The organism is Arenibacter sp. P308M17 (assembly GCF_003426735.1).
GTDB lineage: Bacteria > Bacteroidota > Bacteroidia > Flavobacteriales > Flavobacteriaceae > Arenibacter.
The window spans coordinates 210,764-235,488 of the sequence record NZ_QVON01000004.1 but is presented as its reverse complement, the minus strand read 5'-3'; the positions used below and the strand labels follow the sequence as shown (position 1 = coordinate 235,488).

21 protein-coding genes and 1 pseudogene are annotated in these 24,725 nt (G+C 42.0%); 12 read left to right on the top strand and 10 right to left on the bottom strand.

The features are described from left to right. Positions 1–95: 95 nt before the first annotated feature. The 4 genes from ric to D0S24_RS11720 all read right to left on the bottom strand — a co-directional run bounded on the left by ric (position 96) and on the right by D0S24_RS11720 (position 2,575). A complete protein-coding gene (gene ric / locus D0S24_RS11735; protein ID WP_117020055.1) occupies positions 96–821 on the bottom strand; it encodes an iron-sulfur cluster repair di-iron protein in 726 nt (241 codons plus the stop codon). Positions 822–826: 5 nt separating this feature from the next. Further along, on the bottom strand, positions 827–1,123 hold the full coding sequence (locus D0S24_RS11730) for a cupin domain-containing protein (protein ID WP_117020054.1): 297 nt from the start codon (positions 1,121–1,123) through the stop codon (positions 827–829). Then, on the bottom strand, positions 1,077–2,039 hold the full coding sequence (locus tag D0S24_RS11725; protein ID WP_117020053.1) for a tryptophan 2,3-dioxygenase family protein: 963 nt from the start codon (positions 2,037–2,039) through the stop codon (positions 1,077–1,079). The genes D0S24_RS11730 and D0S24_RS11725 overlap by 47 nt, the downstream gene beginning before the upstream one ends. A 101-nt stretch (positions 2,040–2,140) precedes the next feature. Beyond that, positions 2,141–2,575: an Rrf2 family transcriptional regulator gene (locus D0S24_RS11720; protein WP_117020052.1), complete on the bottom strand. Its 435-nt coding sequence runs from the start codon at positions 2,573–2,575 to the stop codon at positions 2,141–2,143. A 195-nt stretch (positions 2,576–2,770) separates the two neighbouring features. On the opposite strand from D0S24_RS11720, the gene D0S24_RS11715 reads away from it, so the two are divergent. From D0S24_RS11715 to D0S24_RS11705, 3 genes are all read left to right on the top strand, one after another. Continuing rightward, positions 2,771–3,148 carry a hypothetical protein gene (locus D0S24_RS11715; protein WP_117020051.1) on the top strand — a complete coding sequence of 126 codons (378 nt, stop codon included), beginning with the start codon at positions 2,771–2,773 and terminating at the stop codon, positions 3,146–3,148. Positions 3,149–3,230: 82 nt separating this feature from the next. Further along, on the top strand, positions 3,231–5,294 hold the full coding sequence (locus D0S24_RS11710) for a TonB-dependent receptor (protein ID WP_251795779.1): 2,064 nt from the start codon (positions 3,231–3,233) through the stop codon (positions 5,292–5,294). 13 nt (positions 5,295–5,307) lie between these two features. Next, a complete protein-coding gene (locus tag D0S24_RS11705; protein WP_117020050.1) occupies positions 5,308–6,171 on the top strand; it encodes a hypothetical protein in 864 nt (287 codons plus the stop codon). A 69-nt stretch (positions 6,172–6,240) separates the two neighbouring features. On the opposite strand, the gene nagB is transcribed toward D0S24_RS11705, so the two are convergent. Then, a complete protein-coding gene (nagB, locus tag D0S24_RS11700; protein ID WP_117020049.1) occupies positions 6,241–8,169 on the bottom strand; it encodes a glucosamine-6-phosphate deaminase in 1,929 nt (642 codons plus the stop codon). Positions 8,170–8,487: 318 nt separating this feature from the next. On the opposite strand from nagB, the gene uxuA reads away from it, so the two are divergent. Then, positions 8,488–9,681 carry a mannonate dehydratase gene (uxuA, locus tag D0S24_RS11695; RefSeq protein WP_220377756.1) on the top strand — a complete coding sequence of 398 codons (1,194 nt, stop codon included), beginning with the start codon at positions 8,488–8,490 and terminating at the stop codon, positions 9,679–9,681. A gap of 111 nt (positions 9,682–9,792) precedes the next feature. On the opposite strand, the gene D0S24_RS11690 is transcribed toward uxuA, so the two are convergent. Both D0S24_RS11690 and D0S24_RS11685 read right to left on the bottom strand, forming a co-directional pair. Further along, on the bottom strand, positions 9,793–10,461 hold the full coding sequence (locus tag D0S24_RS11690) for a bifunctional 4-hydroxy-2-oxoglutarate aldolase/2-dehydro-3-deoxy-phosphogluconate aldolase (RefSeq protein WP_117020048.1): 669 nt from the start codon (positions 10,459–10,461) through the stop codon (positions 9,793–9,795). A 14-nt stretch (positions 10,462–10,475) separates the two neighbouring features. Continuing rightward, entirely contained in the window at positions 10,476–11,498 is a 1,023-nt protein-coding gene (locus D0S24_RS11685) for a sugar kinase (protein WP_117020047.1), read from the bottom strand. Between the two features lie 445 nt (positions 11,499–11,943). On the opposite strand from D0S24_RS11685, the gene D0S24_RS11680 reads away from it, so the two are divergent. The 8 genes from D0S24_RS11680 (at position 11,944) to D0S24_RS11645 (ending at position 22,368) form a co-directional block, all read left to right on the top strand. Next, the gene (locus D0S24_RS11680) at positions 11,944–12,675 is read left to right on the top strand and encodes a prolyl oligopeptidase family serine peptidase (protein WP_251795778.1); all 732 of its coding nucleotides are present in this window, start codon (positions 11,944–11,946) and stop codon (positions 12,673–12,675) included. Positions 12,676–12,975: 300 nt separating this feature from the next. After that, positions 12,976–15,030 (top strand): thioredoxin domain-containing protein, encoded by a 2,055-nt coding sequence (locus tag D0S24_RS11675; RefSeq protein WP_251795777.1) that lies wholly within the window; start codon positions 12,976–12,978, stop codon positions 15,028–15,030. A 196-nt stretch (positions 15,031–15,226) separates the two neighbouring features. Further along, the gene (locus tag D0S24_RS11670; RefSeq protein WP_117020044.1) at positions 15,227–16,945 is read left to right on the top strand and encodes a GMC family oxidoreductase; all 1,719 of its coding nucleotides are present in this window, start codon (positions 15,227–15,229) and stop codon (positions 16,943–16,945) included. A 4-nt stretch (positions 16,946–16,949) separates the two neighbouring features. Further along, positions 16,950–17,657, top strand: a complete 708-nt coding sequence (locus D0S24_RS11665) for a gluconate 2-dehydrogenase subunit 3 family protein (protein WP_117020043.1) — start codon at positions 16,950–16,952, stop codon at positions 17,655–17,657. Between the two features lie 40 nt (positions 17,658–17,697). Then, the gene (locus tag D0S24_RS11660) at positions 17,698–18,531 is read left to right on the top strand and encodes a sugar phosphate isomerase/epimerase (protein ID WP_117020042.1); all 834 of its coding nucleotides are present in this window, start codon (positions 17,698–17,700) and stop codon (positions 18,529–18,531) included. 314 nt (positions 18,532–18,845) lie between these two features. Then, a complete protein-coding gene (locus D0S24_RS11655; RefSeq protein WP_117020041.1) occupies positions 18,846–20,567 on the top strand; it encodes a GMC family oxidoreductase in 1,722 nt (573 codons plus the stop codon). Positions 20,568–20,570: 3 nt separating this feature from the next. Next, complete coding sequence (locus tag D0S24_RS11650) at positions 20,571–21,290, top strand: gluconate 2-dehydrogenase subunit 3 family protein (protein ID WP_117020040.1); 720 nt, start codon at positions 20,571–20,573, stop codon at positions 21,288–21,290. 331 nt (positions 21,291–21,621) lie between these two features. Continuing rightward, positions 21,622–22,368, top strand: coding sequence for a M15 family metallopeptidase (locus D0S24_RS11645; protein WP_251795776.1), 747 nt, complete (start codon positions 21,622–21,624; stop codon positions 22,366–22,368). A gap of 103 nt (positions 22,369–22,471) precedes the next feature. Here D0S24_RS11645 and D0S24_RS11640 read toward each other — a convergent pair whose 3' ends face one another. From D0S24_RS11640 to D0S24_RS11630, 3 genes and pseudogenes are all read right to left on the bottom strand, one after another. Further along, positions 22,472–23,650: a THUMP-like domain-containing protein gene (locus tag D0S24_RS11640; protein WP_117020039.1), complete on the bottom strand. Its 1,179-nt coding sequence runs from the start codon at positions 23,648–23,650 to the stop codon at positions 22,472–22,474. Positions 23,651–23,657: 7 nt separating this feature from the next. After that, a pseudogene (locus D0S24_RS21350) lies at positions 23,658–23,819 on the bottom strand (AI-2E family transporter); the annotation flags it as partial. Positions 23,820–23,857: 38 nt separating this feature from the next. Beyond that, the gene (locus D0S24_RS11630) at positions 23,858–24,508 is read right to left on the bottom strand and encodes a DUF4159 domain-containing protein (protein ID WP_117020038.1); all 651 of its coding nucleotides are present in this window, start codon (positions 24,506–24,508) and stop codon (positions 23,858–23,860) included. Positions 24,509–24,725: the final 217 nt, after the last annotated feature.

Here is a 24,725-nt window from a genome sequence, read left to right as displayed (position 1 = left end):
ACGGCGGGGGGAGACTTTTTAAAGTATTGTGCCGCACCTTATTGCTTACAAAATTGGTCGTTTGGAAAAAGGTTTATAGGTTGTTCAGGTAACCATCATGCACTTAATTCCTTCTCCAGAGCTATTGCTTTTGGAAAGAGAATGTTATTCTCCAAATGAATATGCCTATGTAGATCCTCTTCAAACTCTTGTAGTAGGGAAAACGTAACCTTGTAGGTATTGCAGGCATCGGCAGGTGGATTATAGTTATTGCTCAACTCCTCTATCAGTCTAAATCGGTCCCCTTCGTTCTCATGTTCCTGCATCATCATTTGGATGGGGTTTTGAATAGTGCCAAAATGTTGTCTTTCCATGGTTTTACCGTATTGTTTGCTCTGAATCATTTTACGTACGGCGGGGAAGACGATGAGTTCCTCTTTTTTCATGTGCATGGCCAGTTCACCTGCGCATTTATTGAAATGCTCCATAATTTCATAAAGCTCGGGGTGCCGGTCGCCATGGACCCGGCATAGTTTGGCCAGATACTGATTTAGAACAGGTATTTGTGCCTCAACATACCTATGATGCTTTTTCTCTATATAATCTGCCAATAGGTCCAAGGGCCATGTTTTAAAATCAATGTTGTCATCATTGGTTTGATGCTGTACCGTTTCAATTTCTTTTAAAAGGAGATTGGCATCCAGCTGACTTTTTTCGGCTACTTCTACAATACTCCGGTTTCCCTTACAACAAAAATCTATTTTATGATTTTTGAATACTTGTGCCGTACGATAGTTTTCTGCCACTATTTCGCCAATATTCTTGGTCATTAAATTTTCCATGGGTATTAATTTTTAAAATTTATAATTGAATCCGTTGCCATGATGGCAACGGCTTTAAAATCCTTTATTGCGCTAAGGCTATGCTTCAAGCCCGCCGGGACCACCATAGTGGTGCCTTTCTTTAAAACATATGTAACATCCTTGGTTTTGAGTATGGCTTCACCTTCTTGGACAACAATTACCGCTTCATGGGAACTGTTGTGTTCTGGCATCCCCTTATTGGCCAAGGCCTCAATTTGTAATATTTTTAGGTTTTCACCTACTTGTAGGTGTGTCAATTGTGGTCTGTTCAATACTTCCATAATGTTCGTTTTTATGATTGTTTCCCCAATTTTGTTTTTCGCTTTCCGTCCATAAACTTGGAAAGAATTTGCGTTGCTGATATTTTGGATGGAGGTATTTTTTCCAATCCGAACCCCCAGTGGCCTGTTTATTTTCCCCTTTTTTGTCCAAATAGTGTTCGGCAGTGCTTAAATGGACCATGGGCCATTCAATGTTGTATAGCCTGTCGAAGGTGCGAAGTCGGTTCCTAAGTGCATCCGGGATATAGGGCAGTAGGCCTAACTTGTCTTCCAGGGTACGGCCCATTACATTTTTGGCTGTTTCCATCAAGGCAGAGAGGTATTTTTCCTCAAAAAGTTGAAGGGTCAAAGTTTTTCTGCCGGTTTTGGGTTCCGTTCCGGCATCTTTCCAATATATATGTTCAAAGCATTCCCTTAAATCCGGATCGTTGGAGCGTTCTTCTTTAAATCTATGGCTAAATAAGTTTAGCAGGGAGGTACAATGTAATTCTATAAAACGGAATTGAGCGGATTGAAAGCCGCTGGCAGGGGTTAAGGTTTTTCGAAAGGTATTGTAATCCTCATAGTCCATTCCTACCTTCATAATATCAAATGAACTGATCAGCATGGAGGTGTAATGTACAAGTCGGTCCACTTTATTAATAAGAAAACTGGTGGTAGGTATTTTTTCATCCACTATCTGCCCTAATTCATGCAGCATCATTTTCAGGTACAGTTCGGTTACCTGGTGGTACATGATAAAAATGGACTCATCCTTAAAATTGGTCCGAGGTCTTTGCAGGGAAAGCAAGGTCTCTACTTCAATATAATCCCAATAAGTGATGGGCTTTGCGTGAAGTAGGCCCTCCAAGTAGGTGTCGGGATTTTCCCCAAGGGCTTGGTATTTTTCTGTTAACTTGTTGATGACGTTTAACATGGATTGCTATGGATTTGATGATATTATGGATAACATGGTTTGTTCGAGATCCATCTTATTTAATAGTTTAATACCTTTTTATCTTTTATTAATTTAAAATTTTATCTTTTTAAGTGGGTCAGACCAATATCAAGTCCTGTGGCCAATTCATAAAGGCTTGTGTTTTGCAACATTACCTTTAGATTGTTCCTGATACCCACAAATTTATCATGAACGGGACAGGGTTGATTGGCATCACATTGTTCCAGGCCCAGACCACAGCCCACGAATATTTTATCACCGTCTATGGCGTGCACTATATCGTGCAATTTAATAGTGTCTATTTTAGCTTCTTCGATCTGGAATCCACCTGTTGGGCCCTTATGGGAATCTATAATTCCGCTTTTGGCCAGGGACTGCAATATTTTTGCGGTAAATGCCACAGGGGAATTTACCTCTTCCGCTATCTCTTTAAGGCTTACGCGCTCTTGTCTCATAGATTTTACGGCTATATATATGGTAGCTTTAATTCCGTACTCGCAGGCCTTTGAAAACATATTGATTCATTATTAAAATCTTTACAAAGATAATACATATTTTTATTTCGGACAAAATTATCCTAAATAAAATGATCCTAACCGTTAAAAATATTTTTTAGAGTTTAGCTATAGCCATAACAATTTAACGTTCATGACAAATATCATCTTTTTATATTTTGATTCGGTATTATATTTGTTCCCAATAAGAAATAAATGATGAAACATGTAGTTCTATTTGTTGCAATAATCATGCTGATAAAGCCACTTTGGCCTATAGCTGAATATGCTATAAATTATGACTATATCGTAGAGAACCTTTGCGAAAATAGGGATACTCCTTCCCTCCATTGCGATGGGAAATGTTATTTGGCCAAACAATTGGCCAAAGAATCGGAGGGAAGCGACAAAAATCCTTTTGAGGGTAAACGTTCCAATTTGGAAATTCAGTACATTTCTTCATTCTACCTATTACCAGTTCTTGGGTCGACCAATGAATACGATGGTACCGTTCAAAATAATTATAAGGGAATCCAAACTTTGATCCCCGGTCTTTATACCACAGATATTGCACAGCCACCAGAACTGGGATAATTCAGTTATCGTCAATGGAAAGCCAAGTCCTTTTTGCTAAGCCATGACGTCTTAAAGGAATTGTATTATCTAAATATATCAAATGAACATTATTAAGTGTGTCCAAAAGGTATGCGCAATACTTATGGCAGCTAGTAGACCTATAAACTGGTGGATGTTTATATTGGGAATATTTATTTTTCCCATCGGCAGTAATGCACAGGAACTGGTCTTGCCAAAGGATTCGATCATAACCATAAACTTGGACGAAGTAATTCTTATTTCGGCCCGGAAGACTTTGGATTACCACCACCAGCCTAAGCCCCTTTCTACTTTGGACGAGTATCTGGAATCCTCCAAAAAGGTGGATATGGTGAAACGGGGCGCCTATGCCTGGGAACCTACTTTGAACAATATGTTTTCGGAACGACTTTCGGTAACTATAGATGGAATGAGGATTTTTGGTGCCTGTACGGACAAGATGGACCCTGTAACTTCCTATGTGGATGTGTCCAATTTATCACAGGCGCATATTGCTTCGGGCCAGCAGGGCACCGAACACGGAAACACCATTGGTGGGGCCATTAATTTGGAGCTGGACAGGGGTAATTTTAAGGAAACGGGACTATATGGGGGAGTGGAAACGGGTTTTGAGAGCAACAACCAAATGAGTGTTGTTGGGGCCGAACTTAATTATTCCAATTCCAATTTCTACGTGGATACGGATATTATTTATCGCAAGGCAGAGAATTATTTTGCTGGGGGCGATGAAGAAGTTGAGTTCTCCCAATTTGAGAAATATAATTTCTCCGCCAATGGGGGCTATAAAATTGCTGAAGATCAAGCACTGACAGCAAGTCTTATTTACGATGAGGCAAGGGATGTAGGTTATCCTGCATTGACTATGGACGTTTCCTTGGCAAGGGCCATCATTGCATCGGTGGGTTTTGAGCAGGATGCTCTATGTGGCAGTTTAAGCAATTGGAAATCCAAGCTATATTTTAATAAGGTAACCCATGTCATGGACGATACTAAACGGCCAGATGTACCTATCCATATGGATATGCCCGGTTGGAGCAATACCTATGGCTTTTATTCACAAGCAGTATTACAGGCCAAAAAACATCAATTTTTATTTAAGGTAGACGGGTATTACAATATATCCTTGGCAGAAATGACCATGTATCCCAATGACCCGGACGAGTTGCCCATGTTTATGCTTACTTGGCCCGATGTTCGCACCGCCAATGGCGGGGTCTATGCGGAAGATGAGCTGGATCTAAATGGCAGTTTTCTTAAAATCGCGACCAGGATGACCGTTCAGAATCAAAATGTGGCGGACGAGTTTGGATTGAACAGTCTAAGGATTTTTTACCCGGAGATGGAGAAATCCAAAACAAGGTTCCTAAAAAGTATTTCTGGGCAATGGCACAAAATGTGGATGCCATGGCATTTTAATGCTGGACTTTCCTACGGGGATAGGGCACCTTCCGTTACCGAAGGCTATGGGTTTTATTTGTTCAACAGTTTTGATAACCATGACTATATTGGAGATCCAGGCCTTGCCACCGAAAAATCTATGGAGGCCAATACCAAGATCTCTTGGGAAAAATCCAAGCTAAAACTAAGTGCCGAGGCCAATTTTTTCCATATCGCCGATTATATCATTGGGGAAATTGATCCTTCCCTTAGTGTAATGACCATAGGGGCAGAGGGAGTAAAGATCTACAAGAACCTGGAGTATGCCAATTTGCTCAACTCTTCCTTGGATATAGAGTACGCCATTCTACCGGAACTGAAATGGTCCGGATTGATCTCCTATCATCGTGGTACCGACAACAATGGTATCAACATACCCTTTATAAGTCCATTTTCTTACCGATCCGGTCTTCAATTTGATAATAGGTCATTTTCGGTTGCTTTAAGGTTAACCGGAGCTGGAAAACAAATGAATTACAACCCCGAATTCGGGGAAGATCAAACACAGGCCTATACGGTTTGTTCCTTAACCTTTGGCAAGACTTTTAAATTTAACAACGATTCCATGTACGTGAAGTTCGGGGTAGAGAATATTTTTGACGAAAACTACTCCACCTATACCGATTGGAAAAATATCCCAAGAATGGGGCGAAACTTCTTTTTAACACTTTCTTATTCAATTAATTAATAACAATAATCATATGAAAACAATAAATTTTTTTCTAATAATATTTATAGCCGTCATAGGATTGTCATCCTGTTCATCCGATGGGGACGATTCATCAAAAATCGAAGAAAATCCTATGGACGGATATAATTTGTTAACCAATATTGAGGCCAACGGCCATAGTTTGGAACTGTATTCCGAAGGGAGAACCGGTTTTACCACCGGATACAACGAAATTTTTATCCGTATAAAAAATAATGCCGATAATAATTATTATGCCCATCCGGAAATTACATGGATGCCCGTAATGCATATGATGGGTATGAACCATTCCTGTCCCATATCAGAACTAAGTATTTCGGATGGTTACAACACCGTGGCCAAGGGCTATATTGTATTTCAGATGCCTGGCAATGCCGATGAATTTTGGGACATAACCTTTACCTATAAGGTAGGGGGACAGGAATTTTCAGTAACGGAAACCATAGACGTTACAGCACCCAGCAATGGTAAACAAACCGTTGCTACATTTATGGGAAGTGATGATGTTAGGTATGTTCTGGCAATGGTTGAGCCAACGTATCCAGAGGTTGCCGTTAATGATATACGGGCCCAGCTGTTTAAAATGGAAAGTATGGTGAACTTTACGCTTGTGGAAGATTATACGGTAACATTGGATCCACGAATGCCCGGTATGGGCAATCACAGTTCCCCGAACAATGAAGATTTAACCTTCGATGCCGCATCCAAATCCTATAAAGGTAAATTGTCCTTGACCATGACGGGGTATTGGAAACTTAATCTAAAACTGTTGAACAGTACGGGAGAAGTCTTGAAAGGAGAAGATGTTACCGAAGAAAACGACGCCAGTAGTCTATACTTTGAACTGGAATTATAGAAAGGACTGTAAGGACATAAAAAAGGCTACCTATTTGGCAGCCTTTTTTGTATTATAATCTCTTGGTGCTTAAAAATGGTACCTCACAAATGCTTCCATGGCAGCGTAATGTGCCAATCCCAATTCATCGTATTTGGTTGCCGTTTCCTTGTTCCTGTCTTCTGCTCGTTGCCAGAATTCGCGCGAATCCGACCCTTGGAACACCACTCCGTCTTTTTGGGATTGGTGTTTAAAAATTCCGTATCGCTTGGCCAAAACCTGACTTGGGCTCATGGGTACGGCCATTTCAATATCCTCTATATCCCACTCTTGCCATGCTCCACGGTACAGCCATAACCAACAATCCTTCATGTAAGATTTGGTCTTTAATCGTTTTAGGGCCTCAAAAATAATGTCCAGACACACCTTATGGGTACCATGTGGATCTGCCAAATCGCCCGCTGCATAAATTTGGTGCGGTTTAATTTTTTCTATTAGATCCATAGTGATTTTGATATCTTCCTCTCCTGGAGGATTTTTCTCAATGGTACCGGTTTCATAGAAGGGCAGATCGTTAAAATGTATCTGCTCATCGGTAAGTCCAACGTAATAACTCGTGGCCCTGGCCTCACTTCTTCTAATTAGGCCCTTTATGTTCCTTACTTCTTCTATGTCTATTTCACTGGTTTTTTTGTTCTTGATGAACTCGGTAGCCTTTTGGTATATCTCAATGGATTTTTTGTTGTCCAGACCAAAGGAACGGTTATAATCGATCACGAAATCCGAGAAGCGCAGGGCTTCGTCATCTGCCACCGCTATATTTCCGGAAGTCTGATAGGCAACGTGTACTTCATGGCCTTGGTTTTGCAGGCGCATGAACGTACCTCCCATACTAATGATATCATCGTCCGGGTGCGGACTAAAAATAAGTACGCGTTTTTTGGCCGGATTTGCCCTTTCCGGTCTATTGCTATCATCGGCGTTGGGCTTTCCTCCTGGCCAACCGGTAATGGTGTGCTGTAGTTTGTTGAAAATTCTAATGTTGATATCGTAGGCATCCCCAACCTCGGTCAACAGATCGCTCATACCGTTTTCAATATAGTCGGCCTCTGTCAGCATTAATACCGGTTTCTCCAATCTTAGCGCCAGTCCAACAACGGCTTTCTTGATCATTTTCTCATCCCAATCGACCTTTTCAACGATCCACGGGGTATTTACCCTGGTAAGTTTTGAGCAAGATCCTTTGTCAAGGATAAATACACTGTTGGGGTGGTCCTGTAAGTAGGACGCCGGCACCTGCTCTGTTATAGGGCCCTCTACAGAAGCCTTGATGATGGAAGATTTTCCTTCCCCCCAGGCCATGAGGATAACTTGCTTGGCCTGCATTATTTGCTTTATACCAAGAGTGATCGCTGTTTTTGGGGTATTGTTCAGGCCTTGGAAATCTTTACTGGCCGCCACTCTTGTAATATGATCCAAGGTAACGAGTCTGGTTTTGGAATTGGGCAGGGAGCCTGATTCGTTAAAACCTATATGCCCGTTGCCGCCAATTCCCAAAATTTGTAGATCGATGCCGCCCAACGCATCTATTTTGGCCTCGTACTCCTTACAGTAATTGGCAATATCCTTTTTGGATAGGGTTCCGTCCGGAATATGAAAGTTTTCAGGTTCTATATCCACATGATTAAAGAGCAATTCTTTCATGAAGCGCACATAACTTTGTATGGCATCCGGCTCCATAGGATAATACTCGTCCAAATTGAAGGCGATCACATTTTTAAAACTAAGACCTTCTTCCCTGTGCAGGCGGACCAGTTCGGCATACAGCCTTTTTGGCGTGGAACCAGTGGCCAGTCCAAGAATGCACATCTCCTTTGCCTTTTGTTTTTTCTTAATTAACAACCCTATTTCAGCAGCTGCTGCCTTGGACGCAACCTCTGAAGATTCGAAGATGACCGTATTGATTTTTTCAAACCGTTTTTCAAAACTGGTAACCTTGTCGATTTTACTTTTAATCATGGAGAGTTAGATTTTTTTGTTCATTTTTGGTTGAATCGATAAAAGTAGTACAAAGTATTTAAATGCCTAAAAAAGATAAGGAATTTTACGCAAGTTTAAGAATAAAATAGATTTATTGATACAATTTTAATCTTTTCCAAAATGGGCTGTACAATACTTTTAAAATTAATATCTTGGCAAATTATTTGTCCATTAAGTGGAATTTGAATAATCCGTTGCGGGCGGGCATTCCCCGGGGTAGATTTACTATGGGGGGAAGGTGGATTAAAATAATATGGCCGCCATTGGAGTAATGTTTTATGTATAAAAATAATAGTAATGAGTTTGACTTTAGAAAATACGTGGAGATGGTACGGGCCAAAAGACCCTGTTTCCTTATGGGACATTAAGCAGTCCGGGGCAACCGGTGTGGTTACGGCCCTACATCATATTTCCAATGGGGAAATTTGGCCAGTGGACGAAATTAAAAAGAGAAAAGCGGAAATAGAGGCGGTGGGCCTTAGCTGGTCTGTAGTAGAAAGTGTTCCCATACATGAAAATATTAAGACGCGACAAGGCAATTTTCAGAAGTATATTGAAAATTATAAGACCACCATTACCAATTTGGGTTCCTCTGGGATCGATACTATTTGTTATAATTTTATGCCCGTACTGGATTGGACGCGAACCAATCTTGATTTTGAGCTGGAGGACGGATCTACGGCTTTGAGGTTTGAAAAGGACGCTTTTGCGGCCTTTGAACTTTTTTTATTGAAACGTCCCGGGGCAGAAAAATCATATACAATGGAAGAGCGCAAAGCGGCCAAGGCGTACTATGATAAAACTTCGGAAAAGGATAGGAAGAAATTGGTGCAGAATATTATAGCAGGGCTTCCAGGTGCCGAAGAAGGCTATAGTTTAAAGGAGTTCAATGAGATTTTGGCAACCTATGACAATATTGGTGCAAAGGAACTAAAGCAACATCTGTTCTCCTTTTTGCAGAGCATAATTCCAATTGCGGAAAAAGCAGGGGTGCGTATGTGCGTACATCCCGATGATCCTCCATATCCAATTTTGGGATTGCCAAGGGTAGTAAGTACGGAGCAGGATATTCTTGATCTATATAAGGCGGTAGATAGTCCCAACAATGGTCTTACTTTTTGTACCGGATCTTTTGGCGTTAGGGCGGACAATGATTTGGTGGGTATGGTAAAGCGTCTGGGCCACCGGATACATTTCATGCACCTTAGAAGTACGCAGCGCGATGACAAAGGTAATTTTCACGAGGCAGATCATTTGGCCGGGGACGTGGATATGTTCGGAGTGCTAAAGGCCTTGGTGGAAGAACAGCAAAAGAGAAGTGCCGCAGGTAGAAAAGATCTGAGGATGCCCATGCGGCCGGATCACGGCCATAAAATGTTGGACGATCTTAGGAAAAGGACAAACCCGGGATATTCCGCCATAGGAAGGCTTAGGGGGCTGGCAGAGTTGAGGGGACTGGAATTGGGAATAAGGAAATCCCTGTCCCTCTAGGGCCTGTTAAGAGGATCCGAAAAAGATGGGTTCATTAAAAAAACCTCCGATTTTCTCAAAATCGGAGGTTTTTACTATTATAATACGAAACGGATAGGTAAATGAAGGATTCTAGTTCCGTATTCTTTGGATAAGGGCCAGGGTTTCCCTTACGGATTTCTCCAGGCCACTGTAATCCCTGTTCTCCAATATCGTTTTGCTGATGAGGTTGGAACCCATACCTACACAGCTAACCCCTGCATTGAACCATCCCTTTAAATTGGATTCCTCCAGGGTTACGCCACCGGTCGGCATAACACTTGTCCACGGTTGTGGCCCTTTGATGGCCTTTACAAAGTCCGGCCCAAAATTGGCGCCAGGGAATAATTTTATGATTTCACAGCCCAATTCTTCCGCCCTGTTTATTTCCGTTAGCGAGCCGCATCCTGGACTCCATAATACTTTTCTTCTGTTGCAGACCATGGCAATATCTTCGCGCAAGGAAGGGGTTACAATGAAATTGGCACCCATTTGCATATAGAGCGATGCCGCTGCAGCATCGGTTACAGATCCCACGCCAACGGCCATTTCAGGTAATTCCTTAATGACAAATTTGTTCAGTTCGGCAAAGACCTCATGGGCAAAATCCCCACGGGCCGTAAATTCGATTAATCGCGCACCACCATCATAGCAGGCTTTTAATATTTTCTTTCCCAAGTCCACATCCGGATGATAGAACAGGGGCACAAGCCCTGTTTCGTTCATTAATGCGGCTACTTCAATTCTTGAAAATTGTGACATAGAGTGTATTTGTTTTATCTGCTTACTTTTCCTGAGGAATTTCCTCCTGCCAACTGCTCAATTTCTTCAAGGGTAGCCAAGTTGAAATCGCCCGTAATCGTATGTTTAAAACAGCAGGCGGCCGCAGCAAAATCGATTGTTTTTTGATGGTCTATTTTATCTTGTAGGAGCCCGTAAATCAATCCGCCCATAAAGGCATCGCCACTCCCTACCCGGTCCACCACAGGGGTTACCTCCCTGATTTTTGCATAGTGTATTTTTTTGCCGTCATAGAGGATTCCACCTATTTTTTGATGCGATGCATTTACCGAATATCGCAGGGTGGTGGCCACATAACTTAGATTGGGGGAGCCCTTATAAAGCAGGTCGTATAGTTCGGGTAAGGAGTCCATATCCTGATAATCCGGATCTTTCCGATCTAGCCCGGTCATAAAAAAAGCGGTATCCAGATCCCCTAAAATAATATTGCTGTACTTTAATAGTTCGGGCATGATATCTTTTGGCTCTTTCCCGTATTTCCATAATTTGGAACGATAGTTCAAATCGGATGAAATGGTAATTCCCATTTGATGGGCTGCCTTGACCGCTTCCAGGCAAACAGCCGCAGCTTTAGCGGAAATTGCAGGGGTAACCCCGCTCCAATGAAACCAATCGGCATCCGTAAACACGGCTTTCCAATCTATGGTGTTCGGCTCTATTTCTGCAATGGCACTGTTGGCCCTATCATAAACAACCTTGCTTCCCCTGGTACCGGCACCTGTTTCCAAAAAATAAATGCCCAGACGGTTTCCCCCAAACTGTATATTGGTAGTGGCCACCTTGTGCTTTCTAATTTCCTGTAGGGCACATTCACCAATGTCGTTCTTTGGCAAACGGGTAACGAATTCCGCATCAAACCCGTAATTGGCCAGGGATACCGCCACGTTAAACTCTCCACCCCCATAGGTGGCATTAAAATTGGTAGCCTGTGAAAACCTAAGGTGTCTTTCGGTAGATAATCTTAGGAGGATCTCCCCGAAAGTGATCACTTTCTTCATACTTAATTTATTGTTTGCCCGATAAAAGTACCAAAGTAAAACGAAAACCCGAAATGAAAACACTTTTGGATATTTATAACTTTTATTTTATTTTTTGTTTAAGGAATGAGTTCTGACCTTGAATGTTAAATAAAAGTATAAACTGGGGATAAGTTAAATAAAAATGCATCAATTTGCGGCTTTTCACCCAATTTGGAATACGGATTGATATTAAAGATATTTCTGGGATAAGGCCTTTGATGAAGATAGGAAATCCCACCCAAAAACTTAATTGAGAAAATGAAACGAACATTAAGAAATTTATAAATTACTTCACAAAAGGGAATGTTTAAATTTCTTAATGTGGGAACGGAGTGGTTACACACGTTCTCAACCTGCCCGAACAGTCGTTCAGGCGGGTTTTTTAATTAATTTATTGATGAATCGATTACAAAAATTTAAACGTGTGAAAACAATAGTAATACTATTTTGCTGCCTATTTATATTTGAAGGCTGCGCTTCCCAGTCCTCACCGGAACTTATCAATTCCGAAATGGAGGTGGTTACTTCCGAAACCTTGAAATATTATCTGTATTACCCGATGAATTATGAGGTAGATACTGAGGAAAAGTTCCCTCTGTTACTTTTTTTACATGGCGGGGGAGAATCTGGGGGGAATTTAAAATCAGTAAAGCGAAACGGACCTCCTAAATTAATTTCCGGGGGCAAAAAATTTCCATTTCTGATTTTGGCCCCACAGAATCCGGAAGAAAAAATGTGGTGGAATACCAGGGCCGTAAATCAGCTTTTGGATAGCGTTATTGCCACCAACAAGGTGGATCCAAATAGAATATACCTTACAGGTCTTAGCAGGGGTGGGGGTGCGGCTTGGGAAATGGCGGTGCAATATCCCGATAAATTTGCCGCTTTGGCCGTGGTATGTGGAATGACCCCAGTGCCCTATGCCTCATGGATAAATAAAAATATGCCCATTAAGGTCTTTCATGGCGATCAGGATAAGTCGATCCCCATATCGGAATCCATAGAAATGGTGGCCAAATTAAGGGAGATGGGATACCAGGTGGATTTTACTGTTTACGAGGGAGTAGGCCATAATTCTTGGGACAGGGCCTACGGAAATAATGAGCTATACGATTGGTTTTTAGCACAGAAAAAGCAGGATCCGACTAAAAATTAACAGTTTTAAGGGCGTAGAACTTTATTTATTGCTACGATTATTGAAATCAATTGTTGTATTTTTCAAAACTGAACAATGAAGTGATTTAAATTTTTCCGAATTGGCTAAAAAATCGCCGTTTTGTACCCCTATTTTGTCTTTTTTTTGCTCCGTAGCCTAGCTATGCAGCTCAAAAAAACCTTCATATGGGTTCAAAACCATCAATTTTCGCATCAATCCTAAAAGTTTAAATCACTTCAATATTTGTACTTTATGACCCGAAGTATGTGTCTTAGACTTTCTTTTTGCAATCTATTTTTTATGATCTTGTTTTCCTGCTCCGATATAAAAGGCCAGAAAAGCGGGCATAAATATACCAATGACCTGATTAATGAAACCAGTCCTTATTTATTGCAACATGCCCATAATCCTGTAAATTGGAGGCCATGGAGCCCTAGTGCTTTGGAAGAAGCCAAAAAGGAGGATAAGTTGGTATTGGTGAGTGTTGGGTATTCTTCCTGCCATTGGTGCCACGTAATGGAAGAAGAGACCTTCGAGGATGTGGAAGTGGCCAAATTGATGAATGAAAACTTCATAAATATAAAGGTAGATAGGGAGGAAAGACCGGATGTGGACCATGTGTATATGACGGCCCTGCAGTTAATAAAAGGGAGTGGAGGCTGGCCCTTAAATATAATTGCCCTGCCCAACGGTAAGCCAATTTATGGGGGTACTTACCACACCAAGGAACAATGGAGCAAAGTGCTGTCCCAAGTTAGCAAATTATATAAGGATGATCCCAAAAAAGCCAATGACTATGCCGATATGGTGGCCCAAGGAATACAGGAAGTAAATATAATACAGCCAGTCTCCGATTTGGGGAGGTTGACTCCGGAGGCCCTAAAGACCAGTGTTGAAAAATGGAAGGATAATTGGGACCTAAAATGGGGCGGAAACCAAGGGTCTGAGAAATTTATGATCCCCGTTAATCTGGATTTTCTTTTGGATTATGCCGTATTGACCGAGGATGAAGAAGCCCGTGATTTTGTTAAAACCACCTTGGACAGAATGGCCTGGGGAGGTGTGTACGATCATATTGCCGGCGGATTCTATAGGTATAGTACCGATGCGCAATGGAAGGTACCGCATTTTGAAAAAATGCTGTATGACAATGCGCAATTATTGAGCCTTTATTCCAAGGCCTATAAAGTTTATAAGGAACCGATGTATAAAAAAGTGGTGGAAGGGACCATTGCTTTTTTGGATAGGGAGATGAAGCATCCGGATGGCGGCTATTATGCGGCCATTGATGCCGATAGTGATGGTGGGGAAGGTAAATTTTACGTTTGGAAGGAAGAGGAATTAAGGTCCGTTTTGGGATCCGATTTCGATATTTTTGCCAAATATTACAATATTGATCGGTCCAACATTTGGGAAAATGATTCCTATATTCTTTTTAGGACCAGCGGGGACGAAGCATTTATTAAGGAGAATGATATCTCCCAAGAAGAATGGGCGGAGTATCAGGCACAGTGGCATAGGAAAATTTTAAAGGCCCGGGACAAAAGAACCAGGCCCAATACGGACGATAAGATCATTACCTCATGGAACGCCCTGTTGATCAACGGATTTGTGGATGCCTATAATGTTTTTAAGGAAGCTGCCTATTTGGAAAAAGCAGAGGAAGTGTTTCGTTTTATTGAAAAAAATAGTCTGGACAAGGATCAGTTGGTACATACCTACAAAACGGACAGTAAAAAAAGCGATGGATTTTTGGAGGATTATTCCTTTTTGACCAGTGCCTCCTTAAAACTGTACAGTACAACAATGTCCAATTCCTATTTGGACTTTGCCAAGAAAATGAACAAAATGGCACAGTATAAATTTTCGGATGAAAATTCCGGGATGTACAGTTTTAACTCCACCGACGAATTAATTGCAAAAATAATCAAGACCGATGATGGGGTATTGCCTTCGCCCAATTCGGTTATGGCGGAAAATCTGTTTCTTTTGGGACATATAGATTATGATAAGGCGGCCATGTTAAAGTCCAGGTCCATGCTTTCTTCCATGATTTCCGTTTTGGAGGAAAATGCCTATAATTATTCCAAATGGAATTCCCTGTTGTTGAAAACGGCATACCCCTTTTATGAAATTGCTGTCGTAGGCAATGATGCCGGGCAATTATTGGCAGAACTACAATATCATAATTTGCCCAATACGTTAATCGTAGGCAGTAATAAAGATAGTGGAATGCCTTTGTTTAAAGGGCGCTATTCGGATGATGGGACTTATATTTATGTTTGCCAGGACCATACTTGTAAGCTTCCGGTGTCCACTGTCGAAGAGGTTTTGGAACAATTGGAGAATTTTTAAGAAGACCCTCTGTATCCAAGTTTATAGGGAATGGTTTCTATAAACTTTGGGTATCCCGTGTCATTCCCTAAAAATATTTATCAATTACTCCTGATTTTGTGTCAAATTACATGAATTTTCAGGTTGTTCGAATAAAAAATTTTAATTTAATATCATTTTAAACTTATATTGAGCGTCAAAATAAATTCTTTAAAGTATGCAGATAAAAGAAACATCAACTATTTATGATGTGATCATAGTTGGGTCCGGTGCCGGTGGCGGTATGGCCACAAAAGTACTGTCCGAAGCAGGGCTTAAAGTGGCCGTGGTAGAAGCGGGCCCGTTTTTCGACCCTAAAAATCCGGAACAGATTACCCAATTGAAATGGCCATACGAATCTCCTGGGAGAGGAGCAAGTACCACTAGGGCCTTTGGGGAATTTGATGCTGCATATGGCGGTTGGGAAATTGAGGGAGAACCCTATACCCAAAAAAATGGATCAAAATTTTCATGGTTCAGGTCACGTATGCTGGGGGGTAGGACAAATCACTGGGGACGTATTTCCCTACGTTTTAGTCAACGCGATTTTAAACATAAGGATATTGATGGTCTTGGGGAAAACTGGCCTATTGGATACGAAGATGTAAAGCCATATTATGACAAGGTAGACAAGCTTATCGGTGTTTTTGGGTCAAAAGAAGGTTTGGAAAACGAACCGGACGGATTTTTCCTTCCTGCGCCAAAACCTAGATTGCATGAATTGTACTATATAGACGGGGCCAAGAAATCTAATATTCCGGTCATTCCCTCAAGGATGTCCATGGTTACCAAAAAAATAAACAACGATCGAGGGGTGTGTTTTTACTGCGGACAATGCGGTAGGTCTTGTCAGATATATGCCGATTTTTCGGCAGGTAGCTGTTTGATCTTCCCTGCCCAAAAGAACGGGGGCCAGATAGACCTTTTTGTAAACGCCATGGTACGGGAGGTCACTACCAATGAGGAAGGTAAGGCCACGGGGGTGCTTTATATAAACAAGGAGGATCGTAAGGAATATGGGCTAAAGGGAAAAATTGTTGTTCTGGCGGCATCGGCCTGTAGTACCGCAAGAATTCTTTTAAATTCCAAAAGTAAGCAACATCCGGCCGGATTGGGCAACAGCAGTGGTGTGGTAGGGAAGTACCTGCACGATTCCACAGGGGGTGGAATGACAGGGTTTGTCCCTGACCTTATGAACAGAAAGACATACAATGAAGATGGTGTAGGGGGGATGCATGTCTATACGCCTTGGTGGTTGGACAATAAAAATCTCGATTTTGCAAGAGGATATCATATAGAAGTATGGGGAGGAATGGGAATGCCGAGCTACGGGTTCGGATTTAACGCAAATGCCCTCAATGAGTTCTTTGGTGAAAAAGTTGGAGGCTATGGCAATGTACTAAGGGAGGATGTAAAGAAATATTATGGGGCAATGATCGGTTTTGCCGGTCGTGGCGAATCTATTGCTCTGGAAAGCAACTATTGTGAAATTGACCCGGGAAAGGTGGACGAATTTGGGATTCCGATATTGCGCTTTAATTACCAATGGTCCGATCACGAACGTCTACAGGCCAAACATATGCAAGACACCTTTGAGGAAATAATACACAATATGGGGGGACAGGTCTTGGGTAGAAAGGCAGGAGAAGATAGGGATTATGGCCTGCTCAACCCTGGGGAAATAATCCATGAGGTGGGTACCACAAGGATGGGGGACAATCCCAGAACATCGGTGGTCAACAAGTGGGAACAAATGCACGATGTGGACAATGTTTTTATTGTGGATGCGGGACCCTTTGTTTCCCAAGCGGATAAGAACCCTACTTGGACCATCTTGGCCTTGGCCTGGAGAACATCGGATTATATAGTGGAGCAATTGAAAAAACAAAATATCTAGAATTATGGATAGAAGAAAAAGTATAAAATCCATTATCCTTGGTGGTGTAGCAGGAGGATTGGCAATAAATGGATGTAAGCCCGGAACGGAAGGGGAGGCTGGAACCGCAGAGGCCCTGGTACAGGAAGAAAAACATTTTGGGAGGACCCCGGAGGAAAAGGAGTTACTTAAAAAACTTTATGCCGAACAGTTTTTTGATGAACATCAAATGGTTACTCTAGGAGTATTATGTGCCCTGATATTACCTTCCAATGGCACCTATGGTAGTGCTACCGATGCCGGGGTACCCGATTTTATCGAATTCATGGCCAAGGATATCCCTGCTTACCAAACCCCGTTACAAGGCGGTCTCATGTGGTTGGATCACAAGAGCAATAAGGATTACGGAACGGAATTTAAAACGGCTACCGAGGCACAGCAAAAAGAGATTTTGGATGCCATTGCCTTTCCGGACAAGGAAAATCCAACTTACGAGCAACAATTCTTTTCCCTGATCCGCAATTTAACCGTAACGGGATATTATACCTCCAAGGAAGGTATTGAAGATTTGGGCTATAAAGGTAATTCCCCCAACGTTTGGGATGGTGTTCCGGAAGATGTTTTGGCAAAGCACGGCAAATCCTATGACCCCAAATGGTTGGCCAAATGCGTGGATCAAAGCAAACGTAACGACATGGCGGAATGGGATGCCGAAGGAAATTTGTTGACCTAAATTTGTTAAGTTGTAGCCGTTAAAAATAACTTTGGACAAGATGAAAAAATTACAACTACTATGGCTATTTTTAATTGCCTTTATTTTTCTCGAAACCACAAAGGTAACTGCCCAAGAGGTAGGGCTACAACTGTACAGTCTTAGAAATCAGTTTAAGGAAGATATCCCCGGTACCTTAAAATTAATACAGGACTGGGGTATTACCGTTTTGGAGGGAGGCGATTCCTATGGGATGCCAGAGGAGAAGTTTAAGGAATTGCTCGCCAAAAACAAATTGAACGTTGTTAGTGTTGGGGCAGGCTTCGAGGACTTGGCCAATTCCCCCCAAGAGGTGGTGAAGAAGGCCAAAAGTTACGGTGCTTCCTATGTAATGTGTGCATGGATCCCACATGACGGCAACAATTTTGATATCGTGGATACCCAAAAGGCGGTTGCCGTTTTTAATAAGGCGGGTAAGCTATTAAGGGAAAATGGAATACAATTGGCCTATCATGCCCATGGATTTGAGTTTAGGCCCTATAAGGACGGTACCCTATTTGATTATATGGCACAGAATGCCAAATATTTCGATTTTGAAATGGATGTCTATTGGGTACACCATGGAGGGGAGGACCCCTTGAAATTGCTAAGAAAGTATCCATCCAAATTCATTTTATTGCATTTAAAGGATATGGAAAAAGGCACTAAAAAAGATAATACCGGCCATGCAGATGTGGAGACCAATGTGGTTTTGGGAACCGGGGAAGTGGATATAGCCGGTGTTGTGGCCGAAGCCAAAAAATTGGGGATCAAGTATATGTTCATAGAGGACGAGTGTTCCAGGGTTGTAAAACAAGTACCCGAAAGTTTAAAGTATCTGGAAAGTTTAAAATAATCCGGATACCATTTATGGAAATGTATCGTAAAGGCTTCCGAAAGGAGGCCTTTTTGATTTTTTGGCCTAAGTAGGTAGACCTGCCGGCATAACCATCCAACCTATACTGTTCCATGGAATTTTTAACCGCGGATCTGAAGCACTTGTCCGATTGTTTATTATTATGGATTTACCTCTTCTAATAGGATATTATCATTTATTAATGGTTTCATATCAAAATACATGAATTTTAAGGTTGTTTGGACAAAAAATTCTAATTTGACTTCGTTTTAAATATATATTGAAGTTTATAATTAAAATTAATTTATTCCATTATGCAGATAAAAGAATCTTCAGAAATTTATGATGTAATAATTGTTGGTTCGGGCGCAGGTGGCGGTATGGCCACAAAGCAATTGGCAGACGCCGGCCTTAATGTTGCGGTGGTAGAGGCGGGCCCATTTTTTGATCCGGCAGACCCGAAAACCATGAATCAGCTAAAATGGAATTACGAATCTCCCAGAAGGGGAGCCAATACTACTAGGGCATTTGGGGAGTTTGATGCTGCATATGGCGGTTGGGAGATTGAAGGGGAACCTTATACCCGTGAGCCCGGCACCGAGTTTGATTGGTTTCGATCCCATATGCTGGGGGGACGCACAAACCACTGGGGAAGGATTTCCCTGCGTTTTGGACCAAAGGATTTTAAGGGGAAGACCCGGGACGGCCATGGTGAGGACTGGCCTATAGGTTATGAGGATGTAAAGCCGTATTACGACAAGGTAGATAAGCTTATCGGGGTGTTTGGCACCAATGAAGGCTTGGAAAACGATCCGGATGGTTTTTTTCTTCCTCCCCCAAAACCGAGACTGCATGAGCTATTTTATATTAATGGGGCAAAAAAGGCAGGAATACCTACTATTCCGGGTAGACTTTCCATGCTCACCAAAAGAATCAATACGGAACGGGGGGTGTGTTTTTACTGCGGACAATGTTCGCGTTCCTGTTCCGTTTATGCCGATTTCTCATCTGGAAGTTGTCTTATTTTCCCTGCACAAAAAAATGGGGGGCGGATCAAATTGTTCGTCAACTGCGTAGTCAGGGAGGTAACCACCAATGAAGAGGGCAAGGCAACAGGAGTGTCCTACATTAGTAAGGACGATAGAAAGGAGTACCAATTAAAGGCGAGGGTGGTGGTTTTGGCGGCTTCCGCCTGCAGTTCCGCCCGTATTCTTTTGAATTCGAAAAGTAAACAACATCCTAACGGATTGGGAAATAGCAGTGATGTGGTGGGCAAATATCTGCACGACTCCACCGGGGCAAGCAGGGCCGCTTTTGTGCCTGCATTGATGAACAGAAAAGTATCCTATAATGAGGACGGCGTAGGCAGTAACCATGTCTATTCTCCTTGGTGGGGAGATAATTCCAAGTTGGATTTCCCAAGGGGGTATCATATCGAAGTAGGTGGGGGAATGAGGATGCCGGGTTATGGATTTAGTTTTAACCCCAATGAGTTCAATAAGTTCTTTGGGCTCAAGGTGGGTGGTTACGGCGACAGCTTGAGGGATGATGTAAAGAAGTACTACGGTTCCGTATTAGGGGTTGCTGGAAGGGGAGAGGGTATTGCCCGCAAGGAGAATTATTGTGAAATAGACCCTACCACCGTAGATCAATTTGGCATCCCGGTATTGAAGTTTAATTATAAATGGTCCGATTTTGAGAAAAATCAGGCCAAGCATATGCAGGATACCTTTGAGGAAATCTTTCATAATATAGGGGCGGAGCCTTTAGGGGAGAAGCCGGGCAAAGATCGCGATTATGGGCTGGAAGCTCCTGGACGTATTATCCATGAAGTGGGGACCACCAGAATGGGCAATGACCCCAAAACATCGGTCACCAATAAATTCAATCAATTGCACGATGTGGACAATGTCTTTATTGTAGATGCCGGACCATTTACCTCCCAAGCGGACAAGAACTGTACTTGGACCATTTTGGCATTGTCTTGGCGCGCAAGCGATTATATCATTGAACAGTTAAAACAGCAAAATATCTAGACCATGGATAGAAGAAAGAGTATACAGACAATAATTTTTGGTGCGGGCGCATCCGCTCTGGCCTTTCACGGCTGCAAGACAGATGGACCCGATACAGCAAAGGAAGCCATAGCCACTGCGGAAAACACCCCTTATTTTGGACGTACCCCTGAGGAGTTGGAGCTGATTGAAAAACTGAATGCCGAACAGCTCTTTACGGAACATGAAATGGAGACCATAGCGGTATTGAGTACCATTATACTCCCTCCCAAAGAACCTAATGGAGGCCCAATAGAGGCGGAAGTTCCTGAATTTATAGAATTTATGGGCAAGGATATCCCAGAGCTACAGCTGACACTTAAAGGAGGGTTAATGTGGCTGGACCATAGGAGCAATACCGATTTTGGGACCGAATTTAAATTGGCTGCCCTGGATCAGCAAAAACAGATATTGGATGCCATTTGTTATCATGATATAGAAAAACCGTTGGACACGCAACCGCTCGAAATACAATTTTTTTATTTGATGCGCGGATTAACGGTATGTGGCTATTATTCCTCCAAAGTAGGAGTTGCCGAACTGGGCTATAAGGGAAATACCCCCAACGTTTGGGATGGCGTTCCGCAGGATGTTTTGGATCAGCACGGCGTGGCCTACGATCCGGAATGGGTGGCCAAATGCATCGATCAGAGCACTAGAAACGAAATCGCCACCTGGGACGAAAAGGGCAACCTTTTAACTTAAGGACTATAACAATAAACAATGAACAATTAGCAGTGAGCAATGAGCAATGGTCATTGCTTTACTTATTAAAAGTTTAAAGAAGTCCCTATTTCGGGGCTTTTTTGTTTATTAGTGAAACTCAATTTTGAGAAGTCGGTAAGACGCGCTCAAAATTGAAAGTTGAACTAATCCCGCCTTTTTCGGCGGGATCTAGGCTGAATACCTCGACCCTTGGGTCGAATCCTATTATCGGGTTCAGGTCTTGCCCTGAGGTTTAATACCTTTTATTTGGTTTCAATGAAATGAATAGCTTTGTATAACCTATTGTAATATAGTATTAGTGCGGAATAAAATGAATAAAAGTATAGTTGTATGTAGGGGAATGGCCATTTTGGCAATGGCCGTTCTTTTTGGTTGTAAGGAGGTAGCCGTAACCAAGAAAGCAAAGAATACCGTTGAAAAGGAAATAGGGGCAGGGGATTCCTTAAAGATCAATATTGTTAATAAAAATGGGGTGCCAGAACCCAAGTTTAAATCCCTGGACGGTCTGGCCGATACTTTGTTCGTGCGCCTGGCCGATTATAGCGAAGATTTTGAATACGACCTACGTTATGCTACCGAAAATAATTTTTTAAAGGCCAAGGTGTACGATTGCGCCGAATGCTATACGCGGGTCAAAACCGCCAGAGCATTGCTGTTGGCCAATAAAGAATTTATGGACAAAGGATTTAAAATAAAGTTCTTCGATTGTTATCGTCCCAATGATGTACAGTATAAAATGTGGGCCATAGTCCCCAACCCCCAATATGTGGCAAATCCTGTTAAAGGATCCATACATAACAAGGGCGGTGCGGTTGATATTACTTTGGTAACTTTGAACGGGGAGGAGTTGGATATGGGAACCGATTTTGATTTTTTTGGAAAAAGGGCCTATCATGACAATTTGCAGCTGCCCAAACCTATTTTGGATAATAGGTCGTTGCTAAAGGAAACGATGGAAAAATACGGCTTCTGGTCCATTAGAACGGAGTGGTGGCATTACAATTTAGGTACAGCGTCCAATGACAAAGTGGCCAATTTTAAATGGGATTGTGATTAAAGGTGTTTCAATGCTTTCCGGATCTTTTGCGTAATTCTAGGAGTAGTCACTTCGACAGAGCGAAGCATGGGCTCCCGATGGCTAAAGTAGGGTTGACAGGACACTAGATCTTGATGCATTGAACCACTATTTTTTCGCCATCGGGATTGGTGGTGAAAAATAAATAGTCATCCCCCCCATCCTTAATTTTATACTTTTTCCTTATTTCCGATACGCTTATCGGAAAATTTCGAACGGTAATATTTGCTTTTTTAAGCGCTAGTTGTTGTATTCTTTTTTTATTGAAGGGAATGGTCCTGACCACCTTAAATCTCCTGCCCGGAAATTCCGATAGTTGGTTATTTGTGTATAAATGTGAGTGATCATGTAACTTGTACATCTTGAATGTATCCCCCACGGTTTTAAAGCCCCCCGATTTTAGGATGGCCGAATTGGGTTCGTATAAGTATTCCAAGGGATCCGAGTAGGTGGAGAGGACCAATTTTTCATCATTTAGGGAAAAGCTGAACTTTTCCATTGATGATTCACTTAGGTTTACCGTTTTTACCAATACTTCATTTTCATAATCCCGTTCCAATAACCAAAGGATTTCCTTTACCTCATTTTTAACGGCAACAATATGGATTTCCTTAACGAAGCGCAATTCCCTTTGGCCGGCCGACAGGTCTAGAAGCGGAGCGGTTTTTATCATAATTTTTTTCGTCTTTCCCAAAATAATTTCTAGATGATCAGGGACATTCGGCATACAATCAGACAGTAAAAAAACCTTTCCCTTGGCATCATGCCTACGGGAAGGATCTATGAATACCCAATCGAAATCAATGTCCGAGGTTCTTAGAAAATCCATGCCGTCCATGGCATGGCAATATATATTGTCCTTCCCCATAATTTTATAATTATGGGCAGCGATTTCCGAAAGATCCCTGTTTATTTCACAATGGTGTACCTGTTCCATTTTGCTGCTGAAAAAATAACTGTCCACCCCAAAGCCACCGGTCATGTCCAATAATACATTCCCATTTATTAGCCCTGCTTTATACTGGGCAGCGTTTTCAGAGGAAGTCTGTTCTATGTTCAATTTGTTGGGGTAGTAAATATAGGAGGTGCCGTACCAAGTGGGAAGCTTGTCCCTGCACCTGTTCCTAGCTTCTATTTGTTCCACGATCTCCTTGCTGGTTACACCATCAAAATTTAATGGCCTTAACAAAAGGGCCATAAGATCGGTTCTTAAATTTTGAATTATAAAATCTTGAATTTCAGATGTTAGAATATTCTTGTTCAAGGGAGGGTTATAAATTTTTTGTAAGGGACTTTACAATTTTATTCTTGTTAAAAAATTCTTTTAAGACTACTTTTATGGCCGTATTGCAAGGTACCGCTATAATCATTCCCGTAACCCCTAGGAGCAAACCTCCGATAATGATGATCAGAAAAATCTCCAAGGGGTGCGTTTAATATACCTTCCGCAATGGTCTTTGATGTCATACTATTAGCTTTTAAAAGCGTAGGAGATGATATTGGCCCCCATTTGTAAGGCCTTTAAACGGACTTCTTGGGGGTCGTTGTGCACTTCAGGGTCTTCCCATCCGTCCCCGAGATCGCTTTCAAAGGTAAAAAGAAGGATCAGCCGGTTTTGTTCGAAGATACCAAAGGCCTGGGGCCGTTTGCCATCATGTTCATGTATCTTGGGCAAACCATTTGGAAATTGGAATTGTTCCCGAAAAATGGGATGGTCTGCACCCAATTCCGTAAGCTCCTTGTCCGGAAATACTTTGGCGAGTTCTTTGCGCAGATAGGGTTCCATCCCGTAATTATCATCTATGTGCAGAAATCCTCCTGCCAGTAAATAGGTCCTTAGGTTGGCCGCTTCCTCCGCTGAAAAAAAAATATTTCCATGCCCGGTCATATGTACAAATGGGAATTGATAAATATTTGGGCTGCCTACCTCTACTGTTTGCGGCTTGGGGTCCAAGGTAGTCCTAAGTTGTTGATTACAGAATTTTATTAGGTTGGGAAGCCCGGTAGGGTTGGCGTACCAATCGCCTCCGCCCCCGTATTTTAAAACGGCGATTTCCTGCCCCTGTACATTTTCGGTCAAATGAAAATGGAATATCAATAGTATTACAACTAGCTGCTTCATATACACTTGGATAATGGCGGTATTCAAATGTAAGAATATTAACGGGTTCTTAGTACATGACAAAATTCAATTCCGCAAAATTTTCCTCAATTTTCGGCCCCAACCCTAAAGGGTGAAATCGAGGAAAATCAGGCTCCCTTTAGGGCTTGGGGTATAGCTGATTTTCAGAGAAGCCTTGAAAAGACGATTTTTGTCATGTACTAAATAACGGATTCTA